Origin of the sequence: Paenibacillus sp. FSL P2-0322 (assembly GCF_037975315.1) — a bacterium.
Classification (GTDB): domain Bacteria; phylum Bacillota; class Bacilli; order Paenibacillales; family Paenibacillaceae; genus Paenibacillus; species Paenibacillus polymyxa_B.
Window position 1 is genome coordinate 5,072,549 of the sequence record NZ_CP150243.1, and the last position, 20,093, is coordinate 5,092,641.

General features: G+C 47.5%; 15 protein-coding genes. All 15 read right to left on the reverse strand.

The window, feature by feature from the left end:
• Window positions 1-103 precede the first annotated feature (103 nt).
• A complete protein-coding gene (locus MKY24_RS22560; RefSeq protein ID WP_339202390.1) occupies window positions 104-2,086 on the reverse strand; it encodes a heavy metal translocating P-type ATPase in 1,983 nt (660 codons plus the stop codon).
• A 73-nt stretch (window positions 2,087-2,159) separates the two neighbouring features.
• Entirely contained in the window at window positions 2,160-2,357 is a 198-nt protein-coding gene (locus tag MKY24_RS22565; protein WP_071558240.1) for a hypothetical protein, read from the reverse strand.
• A gap of 157 nt (window positions 2,358-2,514) precedes the next feature.
• Window positions 2,515-3,966 carry a PEP-utilizing protein gene (locus MKY24_RS22570; protein ID WP_339200917.1) on the reverse strand — a complete coding sequence of 484 codons (1,452 nt, stop codon included), beginning with the start codon at window positions 3,964-3,966 and terminating at the stop codon, window positions 2,515-2,517.
• 308 nt (window positions 3,967-4,274) lie between these two features.
• The gene (locus MKY24_RS22575) at window positions 4,275-6,710 is read right to left on the reverse strand and encodes a heavy metal translocating P-type ATPase (protein ID WP_339200919.1); all 2,436 of its coding nucleotides are present in this window, start codon (window positions 6,708-6,710) and stop codon (window positions 4,275-4,277) included.
• Window positions 6,711-6,900: 190 nt separating this feature from the next.
• Window positions 6,901-7,269, reverse strand: a complete 369-nt coding sequence (locus MKY24_RS22580; protein ID WP_007432172.1) for a metalloregulator ArsR/SmtB family transcription factor — start codon at window positions 7,267-7,269, stop codon at window positions 6,901-6,903.
• Between the two features lie 148 nt (window positions 7,270-7,417).
• Entirely contained in the window at window positions 7,418-8,542 is a 1,125-nt protein-coding gene (locus tag MKY24_RS22585) for an NADH:flavin oxidoreductase (RefSeq protein WP_023990325.1), read from the reverse strand.
• 203 nt (window positions 8,543-8,745) lie between these two features.
• On the reverse strand, window positions 8,746-9,081 hold the full coding sequence (gene cyoD, locus MKY24_RS22590; RefSeq protein ID WP_023990326.1) for a cytochrome o ubiquinol oxidase subunit IV: 336 nt from the start codon (window positions 9,079-9,081) through the stop codon (window positions 8,746-8,748).
• A complete protein-coding gene (gene cyoC / locus MKY24_RS22595; protein WP_023990327.1) occupies window positions 9,082-9,690 on the reverse strand; it encodes a cytochrome o ubiquinol oxidase subunit III in 609 nt (202 codons plus the stop codon).
• Window positions 9,690-11,666 carry a cbb3-type cytochrome c oxidase subunit I gene (locus MKY24_RS22600; RefSeq protein ID WP_023990328.1) on the reverse strand — a complete coding sequence of 659 codons (1,977 nt, stop codon included), beginning with the start codon at window positions 11,664-11,666 and terminating at the stop codon, window positions 9,690-9,692. The genes cyoC and MKY24_RS22600 overlap by 1 nt, the downstream gene beginning before the upstream one ends.
• 25 nt (window positions 11,667-11,691) lie before the next feature.
• A complete protein-coding gene (gene cyoA / locus MKY24_RS22605) occupies window positions 11,692-12,675 on the reverse strand; it encodes a ubiquinol oxidase subunit II (RefSeq protein ID WP_023990329.1) in 984 nt (327 codons plus the stop codon).
• 343 nt (window positions 12,676-13,018) lie between these two features.
• Window positions 13,019-13,267, reverse strand: a complete 249-nt coding sequence (locus tag MKY24_RS22610; protein ID WP_013311984.1) for a hypothetical protein — start codon at window positions 13,265-13,267, stop codon at window positions 13,019-13,021.
• A gap of 215 nt (window positions 13,268-13,482) precedes the next feature.
• Window positions 13,483-14,829: a GH1 family beta-glucosidase gene (locus MKY24_RS22615; RefSeq protein ID WP_339200923.1), complete on the reverse strand. Its 1,347-nt coding sequence runs from the start codon at window positions 14,827-14,829 to the stop codon at window positions 13,483-13,485.
• Entirely contained in the window at window positions 14,826-17,306 is a 2,481-nt protein-coding gene (locus MKY24_RS22620) for a glycoside hydrolase family 95 protein (RefSeq protein ID WP_339200925.1), read from the reverse strand. The genes MKY24_RS22615 and MKY24_RS22620 overlap by 4 nt, the downstream gene beginning before the upstream one ends.
• 106 nt (window positions 17,307-17,412) lie before the next feature.
• Window positions 17,413-19,107 (reverse strand): ABC transporter substrate-binding protein, encoded by a 1,695-nt coding sequence (locus tag MKY24_RS22625; protein WP_339200927.1) that lies wholly within the window; start codon window positions 19,105-19,107, stop codon window positions 17,413-17,415.
• Between the two features lie 74 nt (window positions 19,108-19,181).
• A complete protein-coding gene (locus MKY24_RS22630) occupies window positions 19,182-20,084 on the reverse strand; it encodes a carbohydrate ABC transporter permease (RefSeq protein WP_023990333.1) in 903 nt (300 codons plus the stop codon).
• Window positions 20,085-20,093 lie beyond the last annotated feature (9 nt).

A 20,093-nucleotide genomic window follows, 5' to 3' on the forward strand; every position in this document is an offset into this window, starting at 1 on the left:
TTCAGACAGATAGGCTGGCACTGCAAAAGAAGGAGCATTCATCCCCCTGGATTTTAAGAGGTATGAATGCTCCTTCCTGTTTGTCATCTTGTAATTATTAGTCCTATGACCGCAATAAGCGCAGGCCATTCAAAATGACAAGTAATGTGCTGCCTTCATGCCCAATAACCCCAAATGGCAGGGCTATATCTTGCACAAAGTTGCTGATCACAAGCAGCAAAATGACACTTACCGCGAAGATCATATTTTGTTTGACCACCCGCTGCGCCTTGCGCGCCAGTGCTATCGTCGGAGCAATCTCCTCGATTCCATCGTTCATCAGTACCACGTCAGCGACCTCTAGCGCTGCTCCGCTGCCATGCATCCCCATGCCTAGTCCTACGGTTGCCGCAGTCAACGCTGGAGCGTCATTCACACCGTCGCCGACCATGACGACATGCCCGTACTGCTCCCGCAACATGCGAATATGGCTGACTTTGTCCTCCGGCATTAAGCCAGCATATACGGCGTCGACTCCGGCCTGCTCCGCGATCACAGCAGCCGTTTCTGGGCGGTCTCCGGTCAGCATGACGACCCAGATCCCCTGCGCTTGCAGGCGTTTCACGGACTCTTGGGCCTGCGGACGCAGCTCGTCGCGTAGTGCCAGCATCCCGGCAATCCGATCATCCGCGAGGATAATGGATACGGTTTTGCCCTCAGCTTCCAGCCGGGCCCGACTCTCCATCCACTGTGGCTCTGCCAGAGGACTAGGTCCATCCAGTACATTTGTACGACCGATTTTCCACTTCACCCCGCCTACGATGCCTTCCATCCCCCATCCGGTGAGTGCCTGCACTTGCTCGGTTGGGAGCAGCTCTCTCTGTCCCCATTCAGCTTCGGCTTTGGCTACAATCGCTCGCGCCAGCGGATGCAAAGAATAACTTTCGATTGTAGCGACAATGTGCAATAGCTCATCGGCATCGTATTCTGCGGCGGTAATCCAATCCGTGACGACAGGTGACCCCATCGTTAACGTGCCTGTTTTGTCAAAAGCAACAACAGAAGTCAATGCCATATTCTCCACATGTGCGCCACCTTTGAACAGGATGCCCCGCCGGGCACGGTTGGAAATGGCCGATAGCATCACTGGCATAATGGATGACACGAGCGCACAGGGTGAGGCCACGACGAGGAACACCATAGCCTTGTAGAACGCTGCTGCCCACGTCCAGCCTAATGCTATGGGTGCACCGGCAATGACGATCAGCGTGACAGCAACAACAATTCGAGCGTACACCGATTCAAACGTTTTAATAAACCGCTGGGAATCAGGAACTTCGGTCTGAGCCTCTTCCACCATACGAATGATTTTTGAAAATAAAGTGTCCTCCGAGGACTGACTAACCTCTACATATAGCACGCCTTCTCCATTAATGGTGCCGGCATATACTTCGTCACCTTCCACCTTATTTACCGGAACAGATTCCCCGGTAATAGATGCCTGATTCACTGCCGAAACGCCCTTGGAGATTCGCCCGTCCGCCGGAATCAGTTCGCCCGGCTTCACCAGCAGCAGGTCGCCTGGCAACAGCTGCTCAATGCCGACCGTTTCCGTCCCCTCGCGAGACAAGCGCAAAGCCGTTTCCGGCTTCAACGCCATGAGCTCAGAAATATCCTTACTACTACGCTCGGTGGTATAGCTCTCCAGCGCACCGCTGAGTGCAAAAATAAAGATCAGCATGGCTCCTTCATTCCAATAGCCAATGGCCGCAGCTCCTAGGGAGGCAGCGATCATGAGCAGATTAACATCCAGATCATGTTCTCGGATCAGTGTTTCGATCCCTTCTCTGGCTTTGGACCAGCCCCCAAGGGCGTAAGACACCACATACAGAATGACCGATAGCCATTGCCACCAATGTGAAATCCCCCATGCCATTAGCATCAGCAATCCACTACCTAGAGCAGCTTGCATCTCCTTGTTTTTCAGCATGCTTTTAAGCTGAAATTGCGGCTTGCGATTCGGACCGGGTCGTCCGCTGCCACTGTTTTTTGAAAGGGTTCGGTTAGAGGAAGACAATGTATCTTGTAATCGTTGAGCAGCTTGCATCATGTCACGTTCCTTTCATATTTTGTTCCTTGTACTAGCATCTCATTGAGAATGATATCCATTGTTAAGTGCCTTAAAATAGCACATGCTGCTTCGGGAAGCCCGAAGCAGCATGTTTGGCAATGAGAATGATAATCATTTTTGCATCTATACAATTATTTTGGTTTAGTGAAACTTTTGTTTTATTATATACCTTTTCTTTTCCACTTGTAAACCAGTAATGGCCTAAATAAAAAAAGATACCCGCGCAAACACCGCAGGTATCCTCCATATTTAAAGTATCCTATTCAGGATTTGCAAAATTCGATTCCAGTCGCTCCAAAGTGCAATATATAGACGAACTAGACCATTTCGATCTATATATTGTTCATTGAAAGTCGCTTATTGGATTTTTGCAAAATCCTCTATTACATGAATTCGGGTTATCTTCAGGCTAAAGGAAACTTCCACGCATGGTTGTGTGCAGTTCCTGAAGTGTGCTGACGATCTGCGGGCTGTTGCAGTTCCAAACGCGCAGCCGCAAGGCGTGCAGCGGGAACTGCTGTGTCCGGGCAAATGACCCCCGTCAGCTCATTCTCCCAGATCCACATCCCATCCAGAGACTGGTTAATTTCATCTATTGCTACCCATAAAGGAAGCTCGGGCTTTACACGCCGAACAGCCTCCATTATGCATTTTATCATATCACTAGTATTCACATGACCATCGACACCGGATGGAATCAACTGATTTTCAGCCCTAATGTCATCGGATGGAGTTGGTATGACTTCTAAAATGACCGTATCGGCAAAACGTGCCAGATCTGCAGCTTGAGCCACCTGCTTGATCTGTCGCGCGCCCACTTCGGACATGTTATTGGGGTTGGCTGACTCCCCCGACCGTGCGGCTGGCCTGTTCCCTGTTTGGCTTACCTTAGGCACCAAAGACGGATCAACTGTCAAAAGTACGCCTACCCGATATGGAATGCACCGAAGACGTCCGCATAAGGTCTGCTCCGCAACGCCGTCAATCCAGTCTCGGGTTGCCCGGAATTCGTCCACTTCAGCCGGATTGCGCACCATAATCTCCAGCTTGGGTTCTCCCCCCTGCCGCACGCTCCGTAACGCCGCACGCAGTAATGCCTCCAGCTGCATATCTTGCAGGCTTCCAAGACCCACTGCATTGTTCTGCTCAATTAGGGCTATAGTGAGTGGTGATCCGTTCAAAGACTCGAATAAGCCTTCATATTCTGTTTCCAGCAAACTGATAATTCGGCGGGACAAATGCTCACACAATCCAGGCAGGCCAGATGCCTGGTTAAAGGTTTTGTACGTGTCAGATGCACGAGAACCGGGAATAAGGATGGGATCGGGCTCCCCGTCAGGGGCATGAATCATCTGTCCAGACTCAGCTACGTCCAGATAGGCATAGCATAATTCCCCCACGCGGCCAGATGCCTGTGACAAGGGACCATGCAGAAGACTATAACCGTCAAAACTGCCTATTTCTGATGCTGTCTCTGTACTTATACGACTCAAACTTGCAGGAGCATCGGCGTAAATCCGTATGGAGGTGCGCCTGTATTCATCGCTCCATTTTAGGAGTGTGCCCATTGCTTGCCCAATATCGTTGTCGTTATTCAGCATCGTTTTCCCAAGTAATTCCGGATTCGCAGCCATCAAAGCCTCCGCTCGACTGATTATGCCCTGCTCAGCTAAACCAACCAGCCAGCCCAACGGATCTTCCTCCTGCGTAGCAGATACTTCATGGCTGCCTGCCCTTAACGTCTCCATAGCCAACCTCTGTGCAGCAGCCTCCGTACCCGACTCTGGAACTTTGAGATCCCGGCTGTTTTTGCCACCCAACAGCTCTGCGAATACATGCATCAGTTTAGCCTCCATGCTATTAATCCATCCTTTCTTCCGTCAGCAAGTTGGCACACACGAATTCGAGTACCCTCCAAACAAAGAAAACGCTTACTCATTATGGAGCAACCGAATCTTACATGGGCCTTACCTGTAAAGCCCCTACCTTAACGTATTAGGCACGCCACACATTTATACATCTGGGCACAACCACCCTACATCCCAAAATAAATCTCTATACTGCTGGCAGCACAAGACCACTCGAAAAAGGAACCTATAAAATAAACACCCCCGGTCTTCACAGGATGCCTATACATCCAATGCTAACCCAGGGGTGTTTATTTTTATTCGTAAGAACGAACCTTCAATACACGCATCACATTCAATACGGCTAGCAATGTTACACCTACATCGGAAAATACAGCCTCCCACATAGTAGCAATACCGAATGCTCCCAGCGTAAGAAACACAGCTTTGACGCCTAGCGCAAATATAATGTTTTGCCATACGATACGACGTGTGCGCTTGGCGATATGGATCGCCGTAACCAGCCTTGAAGGCTCGTCGTTCATGATTACGATATCTGCCGCCTCAATCGCAGCATCCGATCCCAAACCGCCCATCGCTACACCGACATCTGCCAGTGCCAGTACGGGTGTATCATTAATCCCATCGCCTACGAACAAAATTTTGTCGCTCGTTTTTTTACTTGCAGACAACTGCTCGATAGCTTCAGCTTTGTGCTGAGGTAACAGCTCTGCCCGTACTTCATCCAAACCCAGCTGTCGTCCTACAGCCTCGGCAACTGTCCGATTGTCACCCGTCAGCATGATGGTTTTCACCACACCCAACTTTTTCAGTGAAGCAACCGTTTGGGCTGCGTCTTCCTTAACCTCATCTGAAATCAGAATGCACCCAGCATACGTTCCGTCTACAGCCACATGTACGACCGTTCCTTCATCCAGCGTCCCTGCTTGCTGCGCCGCGTTAAAAGCCACATGCTCCCGCTCCATCAGCTTGGCGTTCCCGGCCGATACCAGACGACCATCTATTTGTGCCTGAATCCCGTGACCCGATATTTCACTATATTGCTGAACCCGTTCTGCTCTGAGTTCTTTACCGTAGGATTCACGCAAAGACGCAGCAATAGGGTGTGTGGAATGCAGCTCCGCCAAAGCGGCGGTTTCGAGCAAGCTTTCGTTTGTAAAATCTCCGGCAGGATAAATCCCTGTTACACGGAAAACACCTTTGGTGAGTGTGCCCGTTTTATCGAAAACAGCGTATTTCACATGATTCAGAGCTTCAAGATAGTTCCCGCCCTTGATCAGAATACCTGAACGGGAGGCTGCCCCGATTCCCCCAAAGAAGCCCAGTGGAATGGATACTACCAGCGCACAAGGACAAGAAATAACGAGGAAAACAAGCGCACGGTATACCCAATCTGCAAATTGTGCACCTGGCACAACAAGCGGTGGAACAACCGCCAACAACAGCGCTACAATAACCACTACTGGAGTATAGTATCTGGAAAATTTCGTGATAAACTTTTCAGTCGGCGCTTTTTTGGCACTCGCATTTTGCACTAATTCCAAAATTTTAGAGACCGCGGATTCACTAAATTCTTTGCTAACCTCTACCGTTAGAAGTCCGTTCGTATTGATAAATCCACTCAACACACTGCTTCCCGGCTCTACAGTACGAGGCACCGATTCACCAGTCAACGCAGAGGTATCCACATGCGATTTACCATCTATAACTTTACCATCCAGCGGGATCTTCTCGCCCGGCTTAATTACAATCAAATCCCCAATGCGAACGTCTTCTGGGGACACTCTCCGTACGGACTCAGCCGTCTTCAGGTTGGCATAGTCCGGTCTAATATCCATCAGATCACTGATGGACTTACGTGAACGGTTAACTGCAATGCCTTGAAACAGCTCTCCGATTTGATAAAAGAACATGACAGCTACGCCTTCCGGGTATTCCCCAATCGCAAATGCACCCACAGTAGCCAGCGTCATCAGGAAGTATTCGTCAAAGGCCATTCCACGCACCAAACTGCGTGCAGCCTGCAAGACAACATCACCGCCAACGATGATATATGCCAGTAAAAATAGGGCCAGCTTGCCTACACCTTCGACAGGTAACCACCAGGCAACAGCCGCAACGACCGCACCAATAGCCAAACGCGCAATCATGCGGCGCATACCGTCCGTACCGTGATCATGCGTATGTCCAGCGTGGCCATCATCTCCATGCGAATGTGAATGAGCGTGGGTGGCTTCACCATGTTCGTGCTCTGCATGGTGGTTGTGATGCTCGTGTCCATGATCGCCGTGGTTGTGTCCATCGTGCGTATGGGCTTGCTTGCCATGTGCTCCATGATGATGACCAGCGTGGCTGTGAGCCGCATGTTGCCCGATCTCGTGTGTATGCCCTTCACTATGATGCTCATGACCGCATGCACAATCCTCTGTGCAGTCTGACTGTACTGCACCAGCATTGCTTCGACTATCTTCACGCAGGCGTCCACGAGCATTTTTTACCACCATCCGAACATGTGGCTCAAGTCTGTGAACCTTCCGTTCAGTCTGGCGAAAAATCTCTTCTTTTTGATCCGAACTTGTGGTCATCGTCAACGTTTTCGTAACAAAATTGACCGAGCAATCCAGGACCCCTTCTATTTTACTGACTCCATTTTCAATCTTTAGAGCACAGTTGGCGCAATCCAAACCTTCCAAAATCCATTCATGCCGTTCCGTTCTTTTTAGAGCATCCATAATCCATCGGCCTCCAATTAACTATATATGAGCAACTGTTCATATATTATTTGTTAAGGCCATTATATTCAGGATCAGGGTCAAAAGTCAATGACTCTAGCCCCTTTTTAACAAAAAAATCGACTTCAACGGACAAACGCCAAAAGAGCGCCAATCACTTGGCGCCCTACTGTTGTTTTATTCCAAAAAATCATTGATGTGATATGTGCTGATGGGTTTGCAAAAAGATCTGCTCCACATGATTATCATCCAGTGAATAAAACACCGTCTTGCCTTCCTTGCGTCGTTTGACAATACGCAGGTTGCGCAAATAGCGAAGCTGGTGGGATACCGCAGATTGTCCCATGTTCAACACCTGGGTCAGATCATGAACACACAATTCTTTTTGTGCCAGGGCATAAATCAGCTTAATCCGTGTCGGGTCACCCAGTGCTTTAAACAGCTCCGACATTTTGTATGCGATGGAATCCTCGACAAGGGAAGATTTTATGCGCTCGATTTCCTGATCTGAACCGTGACAAGCCGGCTCGCAATCCAAAGCTTCCGTTTCAGAATTCATCCTTTTCACCCCGTGTATTTCGACTTGATGCTTCTATTATAGCAAATTCGTAGAGTTTACGAATAGCTTATATTACAGCTTGCCCTGTAACAGAAAACTTCCAAGTTTCAATGCTTGCCTAACGCTATAGCTTTACACGACATAAAGCTTAATTCAACGTCTTTAATACTTCATCACTGTAAGGAATAATTTCTTCTATTTGTTGATCACGTAACTTCACCGCAAACGCTGGATCAACCAACAAAGCACGCCCAACCGCAACCAGATCAGCTTCCTCTCGTTCTACTTGCCCCACGAGTTGTTCTAATCTTGCCTCTACACTACTGGATTGATCGGTTTGACGATTATTATTTTTTTCCAAATCACTCAAAAAGGCCTTCTCCAAACCAATCGAGCCCACAGTAATAACTGGCTTGCCTGTTATCTTTTTGGTCCAAGCTGCCAGGTTTAGATCAGACCCTTCAAATTCCGGTTCCCAAAAACGGCGGCTTGAGCAATGGAATATATCCACCCCGGCCTTCACTAATGGAGTGAGAAACTGTTCAAGTTCCTGTGGTGTCTGTGCCAGCTTTTCTTCATAGTGATACATCTTCCACTGGGAGAATCGCAGTACAATTGGGAAATTCGGCCCCACTGCACGACGGCAAGCCTCAATGACCTCCACCGCAAACCGAGTACGCTGGACCAAATTGCCTCCGTATTGATCGGTACGCTTATTCGTTTTGTCCCAGAAAAATTGATCGATTAAATAGCCATGTGCTCCATGAAGCTCAATACCGTCAAACCCCACTCGCTGGGCATCGGCAGCGGCCTGAGCATAAGCGGAGATAATATCCGCAATCTCAGCCTCCGTCAATGGCTCGACTACCTTTTCACCAGCGGGAGAAATACCGGACGGACCGACAGGCAATGCCTCGGGATTCGGTTGATTATCTGCACCTATTTTACGGGCCGTACCCACATGCCAGAGCTGCGGTATAATCTTGCCACCTACCGCATGAACCTCCTCAACTACCTTGGCCCATCCCTCTAATCCCTCTCCATAAAAATTAGGAATGCTTGTGTGCTCCACAGCTGCAGGATGATTAATAGCAGTGCCCTCCGTAATAATCAATCCAACTGCATTTTCCGCACGGCGACGATAATACGCGGCCACTTCAGGCCCTGGAATACCTTGAGGAGAAAAATTCCGTGTCATAGGCGCCATAACAATCCGATTGGGAAGAGATAAATTACCTGCCTTAAAAGGTTTAAACAGTAATTCTGTGTTCATTAATTTTTCCTCCGCTCTCCACTAGTATTATCGTTTTCACTCTACTGTTATACAATTCCATTTTACACATATGTAAACTTGAGTTCAAGAAGCCACAGTTTTATTTTTAATAAGCTACACAAAAAAAGAAGAAGCGGCTCTAAGTCCGCTTCTTCTTTCCTAATTCGTTTGTACTTGAGTGATTTTGCAAAAATCCTGACTTATTAGTGTGCTACCATGTTGTATTCCATAATCCATACAGAACCACCAACAATGGTCAACAGGATAACTACCCCGAAAATCAAAGTCATGACATTCCAGCGTGGTCCATTGCTTTCACGAATGTGCATGAAGAAGAAAAGCTGAACCAGAAATTGCAGCACTGCCGCGGCTAAAATAACAACCATGGTCGAAGTGCGGCTCAACATATGATTCATAACCACACCGAGAGGAATGATGGTCAGTACGATGGACAGAATAAACCCGATAACATAGGATTTCACTGAACCGTGAGAATCATCATGACCATGCGAACCCGCTCCTGTTTGATGCTGTGCCATCTACATCACCCCCATCAAATAGACGACTGTCAGCAAGAAGATCCAGACAGCGTCCAAAAAGTGCCAGTACAAGCTCAATGCCGAAACTTTGCCCTTCGTCTCTGGTGTAAGCCCGCGTTTCTTCAACTGGAACATGAGTCCAATCATCCAAACCAGACCTAACGAAACGTGAAGTCCATGCGTTCCGACTAAAGTGAAGAATGCCGACAAGAACGCGCTGGTTCCAAAATTGGCTCCTTCGTGTACCAACTCAACAAACTCGTAAACCTCAAAACCGATAAAACCAAGACCCAGGATCGCCGTCACGATTAACCAGTTAATTAATCCCTTCATGCTTCCTTTGTTCATGGCCAACACAGCCAGACCACTTGTGAAGCTGCTCGTGAGCAAGAGGAACGTTTCAATAATAACGCCCGTCATGTTAAACAGCTCTGCGCCACCCGGTCCTCCGGCTGTGTTGTTCCGAAGGACGACGAAGGTTGCGAACAAGGTACTGAACAGGATTACGTCCGTTACGAGGAAGATCCAAAAACCAAGCATCTTCAATTCTTGCGGATCGTGATGCCCGTGGTCATGATCATGGCTTTGGTGTGCTGCTGCTTGTGCCATTATACAGACCCCCTTATTGCCGCTTCCGTGCGTTTTACTTCATCCGCAGGGATATAGTAGTCGCCATCATAGGAGAAGAACGAACGGCAAATCATACAAATTGCCACACCGATCAACCCTGGAATATAGAAGAACGACCATCCGAATACGAACCCGAAACCTGCAATGAAAAAGAATACCGACATAATGAATGGAATCGCCGAGTTCTTCGGCATATGAATCGCTTCAATTGGCGGCTGCTTTCTGAAAATACCTTTTGCACGTTTATCTTTTTCTGCCCACCAGTCATCACGTTCTTCTACTTGTGGAATGGTAGCAAAATTGTACTCCGGTGCAGGTGAAGGAATCGACCATTCCAACGTATGGCCACCCCAAGGGTCGCCTGTTGTATCCTTCAGCTTGCGGTAATTCTTGATGCCCAGAAGAATTTGAAGAACCTGGAACAAGAAACCAATACCCATCAGGAATGCCCCAACGGTCGAAACGAGGTTAAGCGGCTGCCAGCCGGTATCCCAGCCATAAGTGCTCAGACGACGCGTCATACCCATCAGACCCAGAGAATATTGCGGAATAAAACATACATAGAAACCGATGTTCCAGAACCAGAAAGCCCATTTACCAGGCGTTTCAGGCAATGTGAAACCGAACATTTTAGGCCACCAATAGTACAGACCTGCCAAGTAACCGAACACTACACCACCAATCAGAGCGGAGTGAAAGTGAGCGATCAGGAAGTAACTGTTATGGAACTGGAAGTCAGCAGGCGCTACAGACAACATGACGCCCGTCAAACCAGCAATCAAGAAGTTAGGAATAAAAGCAATTGACCACATCATAGGGGTCTTGAATGTAATCTTACCCCGATACATCGTGAACAACCAGTTAAATACTTTAACCCCTGTTGGTATTGCGATAACCATCGTCGAAATCGCAAAGAATGCATTAACATCTGCGCCTGATCCCATCGTGAAGAAGTGATGCGCCCAGGTGAAGAAGGACAAGATCGCAATAATGAACATGGCGTAAACCATGGACTTGTATCCAAACAATTTCTTTTTGGAGAATACACTGATGACCTCGGAATAAATACCGAAAGCCGGCAAAACTACAATGTATACCTCAGGGTGACCCCACATCCAGATCAAGTTGATATACATCATCGGATTACCGCCGAAATCAAGCGTAAAGAAGTGTCCTCCTCCAAAGCGGTCAAGGAATAGCAAGGCTAAAGTAACCGTCAGAATTGGAAACGCGAAAATGATAATAACACATGATGAAAATACGGACCACGTAAAGACAGGAATCTTCATCCAAGTCATACCAGGTGCACGCATTTTAATGATAGTAACAATAAAGTTGATCCCTGTAGCCAATGAACCTATACCCGAAATCTGAATACCCCAGATATAGAAGTTCTGACCAACGCCGGGACTAAATTGCATTTCTGAAAGCGGTGGATAACTCAACCAACCTGCATCTGGCGAACCGCCGATAACGAAGGACAGGTTGAACAACATCGCTCCCATAAAGAAAAGCCAGAAGCTCAATGCGTTCAGGAAAGGGAACGCAACGTCGCGCGCACCAATTTGAAGTGGTACGGCAATGTTAAACAAACCAAACATCAACGGCATCGCCATAAACAAGATCATGATCGTGCCATGTGTTGTAAAAATCTGGTTGTAATGCTCAGGATGCAGTAGTGTAACATCCGGTGTAGCAAGTTGAACACGCATCAATAATGCATCCACGCCTCCGCGGAATAACATCAAGATGGCCGCAAGAATATACATAATACCGACTTTTTTATGGTCAACGGTAGTCAACCAGTTTTTCCAAAGCCAGCCCCATTTTTTGAAATAAGTGAGCACAAACACGATCCCGATCGTTGCTAGTGCGATGGAAACGTCCGCTCCATAGATCATCGGGTCTCCAGTAACGAAGAAAGTGGATGCAAACTCTTTTATTTTGTCAAGCATTGGGGGCCTCCTTCCCTGTAATCATTTAATGGTGTCCGCTCATATTCATATGACTCATGTCCATTGCAGCTTCATCTTCTGTATCGGACTTGGAAGAACCTTCTGTGGATGTGTGTCCGCCATGTCCAGCATGCGGGTTAGAAGCACCATCCACTACATACTTGCTTACAATGTCTTGGAACAAGCCATCTGGAATTGAAGAATACTCATCAGGTTGGGACAAACCTGGTTTTGCAAGCGCCAAATAGCCGTCTTTCGTCAGCGGCTTAGACTGCTTCTTGATGTTAGCGACCCAGTTTTTGTACTCTTCATCCGACTGAACCTCTACATCAAAACGCATTTGTCCAAAATGCTCACCGCTAAAGTTTGCACCCGAACCAAAGTATGTTCCTTCGTGGTCGGCCTGCAAATGCAGTTTCATTGCCATGCCTGACATGGTGTAGATCTGACCGCCCAATTGCGGAATCCAGAACGAGTTCATCGGGGCGTCGGCAGTCAGTTCAAAACGGACTGGAACACCTTTAGGAATGTGAATTTCATTGACTGTAGCAATACCTTCTTCAGGGTACATAAAGAGCCATTTCCAGTCCAGTGAAGTCACTTGAATGGTTACTGGCTTTTGTGTACTTGCCAACGGCTTGGAAGGCTCCAGCAAGTAGGTATATCTCGCAGTTATAACCGCAAGAATGCAGATAACGATGATTGGAATAGCCCACCATACGGTCTCTAGCTTTTTGCTGTCATCCCAATGAGGTTGGTACTTGGCTTTGTTATCCGGTGCGTCGCGATATCGCCAAATGATGAAAAAAGTCAAAATCATGACCGGTACAATCAGCAGTGCAGCCATAGACGTTGAAAGAATGATCAGCTCTTTTTGTGCTTGCCCAATAGGTCCTTTTGGATCGAAAACAACGTATTTTCCGCCAGCATAAAAACACGTCCAAATGAGCAATGCTACCGTGAGCACGGTCAAAACCAACGCAATAATCGCTTTTGGTTTTTTGTTCATGTTGTTCCCCTCTCCTTAAATAATAAATTACTCAAAACTTACGAACTCCTGTAATGTTGCCCTTATATAAGATAGCAGAAAAGCGGCCACTTTTTTTATTGTTAACAGAATTGTCGATTATTTGTCCGTTTTTTGTGAAAAACATCTCTAAAAATAAAATTTCTCTTGCAAATTCAAAATTTCTTATTAATACAAAGATGACATAATAAAAACGTTATTTGTGTATCTTAAAGAAGTTATATTAAAGAAAAAAGGGGACTCCTTACAGTTATCATCCTACACTGCTCGAAGCCCCACATTGTTGTTTTCGGTATATATTGCTTTAAATCATTTTTAAATTGTATTAACTGCGGCCGTTTTCCTGGTCTTCCTTCTTGCGTGCAATGACAAATGATTTCCCAACTAGAAAAATAAAAATCCCGGCAACAACGCAGCCAATACCTGTCATTAAATATATATTTCGATCAGTTAAATTACCTATATCAAGCAAAATAAGGATAATTCCTGCAATACAGGCGATCCAAGCGATAACAGATACCGTGCGGCTCATTTGGTTATCATTTGATCCTGATTTCCTAACATTCGAAGCCATACCCTCCACTCCCTCTGGTTTAAAATGGTTTAAAACGCCCTCGTCAGGTATTTTTTTCAGTATGCACACTTCTTATTTTTTTATTCCTGCTGTCTCTACATACTTGAAACAACCTGCATTCATCTTGGTTATTATTACCCCAGAGGGCCTCCTATTCAAACAAAAGGGAGCAGAGACAGGCGTAAATCTGCTTTATTTTCAAAACATCTCTTCGTTTAACGTCTGGTCTCCAACCAGTTATTACTTACTACATTTCGATACCAATAGTAACTTTCCTTCGGGGTGCGGACCTGTGTGCGGAAATCGACATGAATCATGCCAAATCTCATATTATATCCCTCTGCCCACTCAAAATTGTCCATAAGTGACCATGCCATATATCCTTTGACATGAAGGCCGTCATGAATAGCCCGGTGTACCTGCACCAAATGCTGCTGCATATACGAAATCCGACGGTCATCCTGAACCTTGCCATTCACGACATCATCGTTGATGCAAGCCCCATTCTCTGTGATATAAATATCGAGGTTACCGTATTTTTGCAAATAATGCAGTACCTCGTACAGCCCACGCGACTCCACTGGCCAACCGATATCCGTTACAGGTAGCCCCATATTGATTTCTTCAGATTGAAGAAACCCGGCTTCAGGATTAAAACGATTAACTGACATAGCATAGTAATTGATACCGATCATATCAATAGACTCGCCGATAATATCCATATCCCCATCCTGAATAGGCACGGTGGCTCCCTGCTCCGCAAACCAGTCTACCAAAAACTGAGGATACGAGCCTTGATAAATAGGTTGAAGAAACCAGTCACTGTGCAGGGAAATGGTGCGCGCACAAGCGGCTTTATCTTCCTCAGATGTGCTGTAAGGAACAGCCCAGGAGACATTGGGAGCGATACCGATCTGGCCACTGGTGCCCAGCTCGCGGAAGCGGCGCACAGAAAGACCATGCGCAACTAGCAAATGATGTCCTACATCAATGGCTGCCTGAAGATTGGTCAGACCCGGGGCATGAACACCCAGCATATTGGATAAAAAGGCGATGCACCACGGTTCATTGAATGTTAGCCAATGGTGTATTTTACCGTGAAATTCGCGGAACATCGTTTCTGCAAACTGGACAAATGCTTGAATCGTGCGACGATTCTCCCAGCCTCCAGCATCCTGAAGCGCTTGAGGCAGATCCCAATGGTACAGTGTACAAAACGGTTCAATCCCATTTTCGTTCAACAAATCGACTACGCGATGATAATAGTCCAATCCTTCTTGATTGACTTCACCGTCACCATTGGGAAATATACGCGGCCAGGACACTGAAAAACGGTATGTACGAATGCCCAGCTCCTTCATTAGGCGGATATCTTCCTCGTAGCGATGATAGCTGTCACAAGCTACATTGCCGTTATCACCGTTGAATACTTTGCCAGGCGTATGGGCAAAGGTATCCCAGATCGACAAACCTCTCCCATCCTCCTCATAAGCTCCCTCGATTTGATAGGCTGCCGTCGCGGTCCCCCACATGAAGTCCTGCGGAAATTGAAAAATGGTCATAATGTCTCTTCCTCTCCTTTAATTATAATCGTATGTCCGTTCGTTATTTCCTGCTCTTTGGTAAAAATCCATGACAAAATGAATCCTCCGTGCTCAGGATCAGGCAGAGCCTGACGAGCATCTGCGCTAAACGGATGTGCACTGCGAATCGTGCAGCTTCCTGCTGAGATGGATGTGGCCAGTTCAGCACGGGCAAGCCGGGAACCGGACCATTCCATGCCGACCGTCATCCCGCCATGTCCCTTCAATCCACTGACCCGTCCCTCCGCCCATGCCGTTGGCAGGGCAGGCAGTAACGTCAGCTCTCCCGGACGGCTTTGTAGCAGCATTTCTGCGATCCCCGCCGTCGCACCAAAATTACCGTCGATCTGAAAAGGCGGGTGAGCGTCGAATAAATTAGGATAGGTCGATCGCGACAGCAACGTGCGAACATACCGATGTGCGGCATCGCCATCTTCCAGCCGAGCGTACAGGTTAATCAACCAGGCACAGCTCCATCCGGTGTGCCCACCACCGTGATCAAGCCGTCGACGCAGCGATATGCGGGCCGCCTCAGCCAGCTCCGGGGTATCACGGATGTGAATTTGTCGACCGGGGTACAGCCCATATAGATGCGAGACATGCCGATGCCCAGGCTCCGCTTCCTCAAAATCGACAAACCATTCCTGTAACTGACCGTGACGGCCAATTTGATAGGGCATTAACCTGTCCCGTGTCTCCTCGCAGCGGTTGCGGAACTCATCGTCTAATTCCAGCAGGTCCGCAGCTTGAATGCAGTTACCCAACAGCTCCCGAATCAGCGTCATATCCATGGTGGAGCCCATAGATATACTGCATTCCTCGCCGTCCGGCGTTTTGAATTTATTTTCAGGTGATGTGGATGGGGATGTCACAAGCCAACCCTCCGGGCCTTCCACGAGCCAGTCCATGCAAAAGGCTGCCGCCCCCTTCATGAGTGGATAAGCTTGTTCTGCCAAATAGGCTGTATCCAGGGTAAACAGATAGCGCTCCCATAGATGGGCGGTCAGCCATACACCCCCAAGCGGCCAAAACGCCCAACTGGCATGGCCCCCTGAAGGTCCAGCGTATCTCCACACATCTACATTGTGATGAGCTGCCCACCCTTGAGCACCATAATGGATGGAGGCTACCCTCCGTCCCGTGCGAGCAACTTCTCCAATCATGTGCAGCAATGGTTCATGGCACTCGGCAAGATTGCATACCTCTGCGGGCCAATAGTTCATCTGAGTATTAATATTGGTTGTATAATTACTGTTCCACGGCGGCTGCACCCGGTCATTCCAGATGCCCTGAAGATTGGCGGGCTGACTCCCCGAACGCGAGCTGCCCATGAGCAAATAACGGCCATACTGAAATAAGAGTACCTCCAGCCCCGGGTCGGCCTGACCTTTCTGATAACGCTCTAATCGCAGATCGGTCGGTAGAACGGAGTCGTGGGTTAGAGTATCGCCTCCCAGTTCTAATGCAACGCGGTCAAACAGCTTTCGATGATCCTGTTCATGGCGTTGCCACACCTGCTCACTTCCCAGCGAAATTGCTTCGTCTAAAATGACTTGACATGCTTCTGCTGACTCCGTTGCATCACTATTCGGCATAGTGTGAAATCCCCGAAATCCGGTAGCTGCTGCCAAATACACCGTGATTTTATCCGCGCCTGAGATGATCAGTGCTCCATCAGCACCCTTCGTCAAGGTTCCTCCCTCGGGAATAACCCTCGCCTGAACTGCAAAAGCCATCCCAAAATCATTTTCATAAACAACAGACTGTGGATGATCGCCGTGATAATTAGATTCCACATGACTGGGCGCTCGTCCAGTCAACGTAATAAAGTCCCCGGACGGCTCCTCGGATGGAGCGTCCTCCTTATCGCTATCCCATTTGGATGAATCACCAAAATGTATATCCTCTCCAACCTCGTCTTCACAAGGATGGAGGGAAGTGATGCGCACGGATGCATGGATCTTCCCAAGCTTATTCGCAGTCAGTGACACCATCATGACTCCATCTGGCGCACTGGCGATAACTTCACGGGTATAGCAGACTCCAGCACTCTGAAAAGTGACCGCTGCCGTTCCGGTCAGCAAATCCAGTTCCCGTTCATAATGTGCAATTTCCCCTAGGCCCTCCTGCGTAATCCACAAATCTCCCAAAGGCTGATAGGCTTCCGTATCGCGACCTAGCATATTCGCATTAATCAGTTGTTCCGCTTCCTTGTATTTTCCATCTGCAATCAGCTTTCTGACAGGCTGCAAATATCGCAATGCATCATACTGAACGCCGTCTCTGGGAAATCCGGACCAGAGCGTATCCTCGTTTAATTGCAAATGCTCCTCTCTTATTCCGCCAAATACCATAGCTCCCAGCCTTCCGTTACCGACTGGCAATGCTTCCTCCCATACCTCAGCAGGCTGGCGATACCATAAACGCAGGGACTGTGGTCTTTCGCTTTTCGTCACATCAAACCCTCCCCTATCAAGATCAAACAGAGCGCTAATCCCGTATGGACCACAAGGACAAGCGCTCTGTCATTCCGGCATTCAAAATTTCGTTAAAAGCAGTCAGCTATTTAGAAGCCTTGCCACTCCATAACTCCACTCTGTCCTTCACCAGTTGCGTGTATTGCTGTTCCATTTGGACAGCTCCGGCGGCATCCAGTTCTTTAATCATGTTGTCGTATACCGTATCAAAATTGGAAGTCGGTGCTAAAATAGCTTCCGGTATACGTTTGCGGATAATGTCTGTCGTTTTTTTGAATGTAACGTTATAGCTGGATTCATTGTCTGTTGTCAGGTTATAGGCTGCGCCCCAAGGCTTTACATCAAATTCTTTCTTGTCAGGGAACAGATCTTTCCACGTTTTTACGCCATACGCTTTAAGTGATTCTTTCTCCGGCTTCGAATAAGCCGCGATAATTTGTTCCGGGAATTTGGCAGTATAGTAGTTACCTGTAGGGTCCTTCACGCCGTCACCATAGTGTCCGCTGATGAGCGTGTACAAATCTATACCCGTAGATTTATTGAAGTTGGTTGTATTGTTCGTTTTTTGCTCCAGTACATCAGCAGGAATGACACGTTTGCCGTCTTTAATTTCATAATGCTTGCCTTCGATCCCCCAGTTCACTAGCACCTGTCCTTCATCGGAAGCTAAATAATCAAGGAATTTAATAGCCCGCACCGGGTCCTTGCAATTCTCTGTAATACCTACTCCATAACCGGACGTGAAGCCCGTATCCTGAAAGGAACGATCCTTGTATTCCTCCGAAAGTGTAACTGGAAAATGCGCGTAGCTGGATTCGGATTTACCTGACGCTTTTAACGCATTTTCGGCATCCTGATAACCCCACTCCTGGTCGATCAGACCGAGGACACGGCCGCTGGCAATTTTGGATTTGTATTGATCACTTTTTTGCACAAATGAATCTTTATCGAGCAGTCCTTCATTGTACATGTGGTTCAACCAACGGAAATATTCCTTTTCTTCCGGACGTTTGTAATGAAGCTTCGCTTCAAATGTTTTGGGATCAATAAAATATTCACCATCATCCGGCGCTCCAGTCGTCTGGAAGGCAGGATTCGTTACGGTAATCATAATTCTCCAGTCGTCTGCATCCAACGTGAGTGGGATCGTTTTTTTGCCATTGATCGTCGGATGTTTGGCTGCATAGGTTTTGAGTACGTTTTCATAATCCTGTAGCGTTCTTACCTTTGGATATCCTAGCTCCTTGAGCACCTTATGCTGAATTTCAAATCCCCCCGTCGCGTCAAAACTCTCCTGTCCCACACCTGCATACGTAGGAAGGACATAAATGGATTGATCTTTATTACTGTATTTCAAACGATCCATATAGGGTCCATATAGCTTTTTGAGATTGGGTGCATGATCGTTGATCAGATCTGTCAGATCAATCATGGCCCCCGCATCCACAAGCTTGTTAATATTCGCTTTAGGAGAAACCAAGTCCGGGTATTCTCCACTTGCTGCCATCAAAGCAATTCGGTCATCTCCACCCCCACCGCTGACATCAAATTCCGCATTCAAGGTTACACCTGTTTTTTTGGTGATTTCCTTGCCTATTTCATCCTTCATTCCGTTCCATTGTGGGCTTGTATCTGCTCCGAAGAAGCTAAACGTAATCGGGTCTGTGCCGCTGGATGTGCCTTCCTTCGCTGCTTTATCGCTTCCTCCACAACCTGCGAGTGCGGTAAGGGACACCGCGAGCAAGGGAATCAGTGCAAATCTGGACCAGTGTTTTTTCATGTATAAATCCTCCTATATTCCTATGATGACTTCTCCTGCAAATAACTGCTATTTTACTACCGGAATCCTGTCTTTTATGATTTCACTGCCCCCAGTGTCATCCCGCCTACAAAATATTTTTGCAGGAACGGATATACCATCAGGATGGGGAGCGTAACCGTAATCGTGATTGCCATTTTAATCGACTCTGGTGAAATTTGAGCCATTTGCTTAGCCATATCGTTACTATTCGTCATACTGGAGCCGCCTTGCTGCGTACTTTGCAGTATCTTCATCAGCTCATACTGTAGCGTCGTCCATTGCGGCGCCCCACCATTATACAAATACGTATCAAACCAAGCATTCCACTGACCTACTGCCAGAAAAAGAGCAATCGTTGCCAATACTGGTTTGCACAGCGGCAAAATAATTCTCCAGTAAATCGTAAAATCATTCGCCCCATCGAGTTTGGCAGACTCCTGCAACGCATATGGCAAACCGTCCATAAAGGAACGAATGACAAACACGTTAAATGCGCTAATTAAGCCTGGAAAAATGTACACCCAAAACGAACCCAGCAGATGCAGATCACGCATCAAAATAAACACGGGCACCATCCCGCCAGAAAAATACATCGTCAACGCCAAAAACGTAGAAATAAACTTACGAGCGCGAAACTCGACCCGACTCAATGTAAAAGCAAGCATAGACGCGCAAATCAATCCGAGTACTGTTCCGACCAAAGTACGAAGAATAGATATTTGCAGTCCCTGAAGAAGGCCATCGTACTGGAAAATCGTTTTGTAATTTTCGAGCGTAAATTGGCGGGGCCATATATAAATTCCACCGCGAACCGTGTCCGTTGAATTGTTCAGGGAAATCGCAAGTACGTTCAGAAACGGGTACAGCGTCAACACCACGATCAGAGCCATGAGGATATAATTGAACAGGTCAAACAGCTTCTCAGACCGGGTAGCATTAAATGCCTTATTCGTCATTTCGCTTCT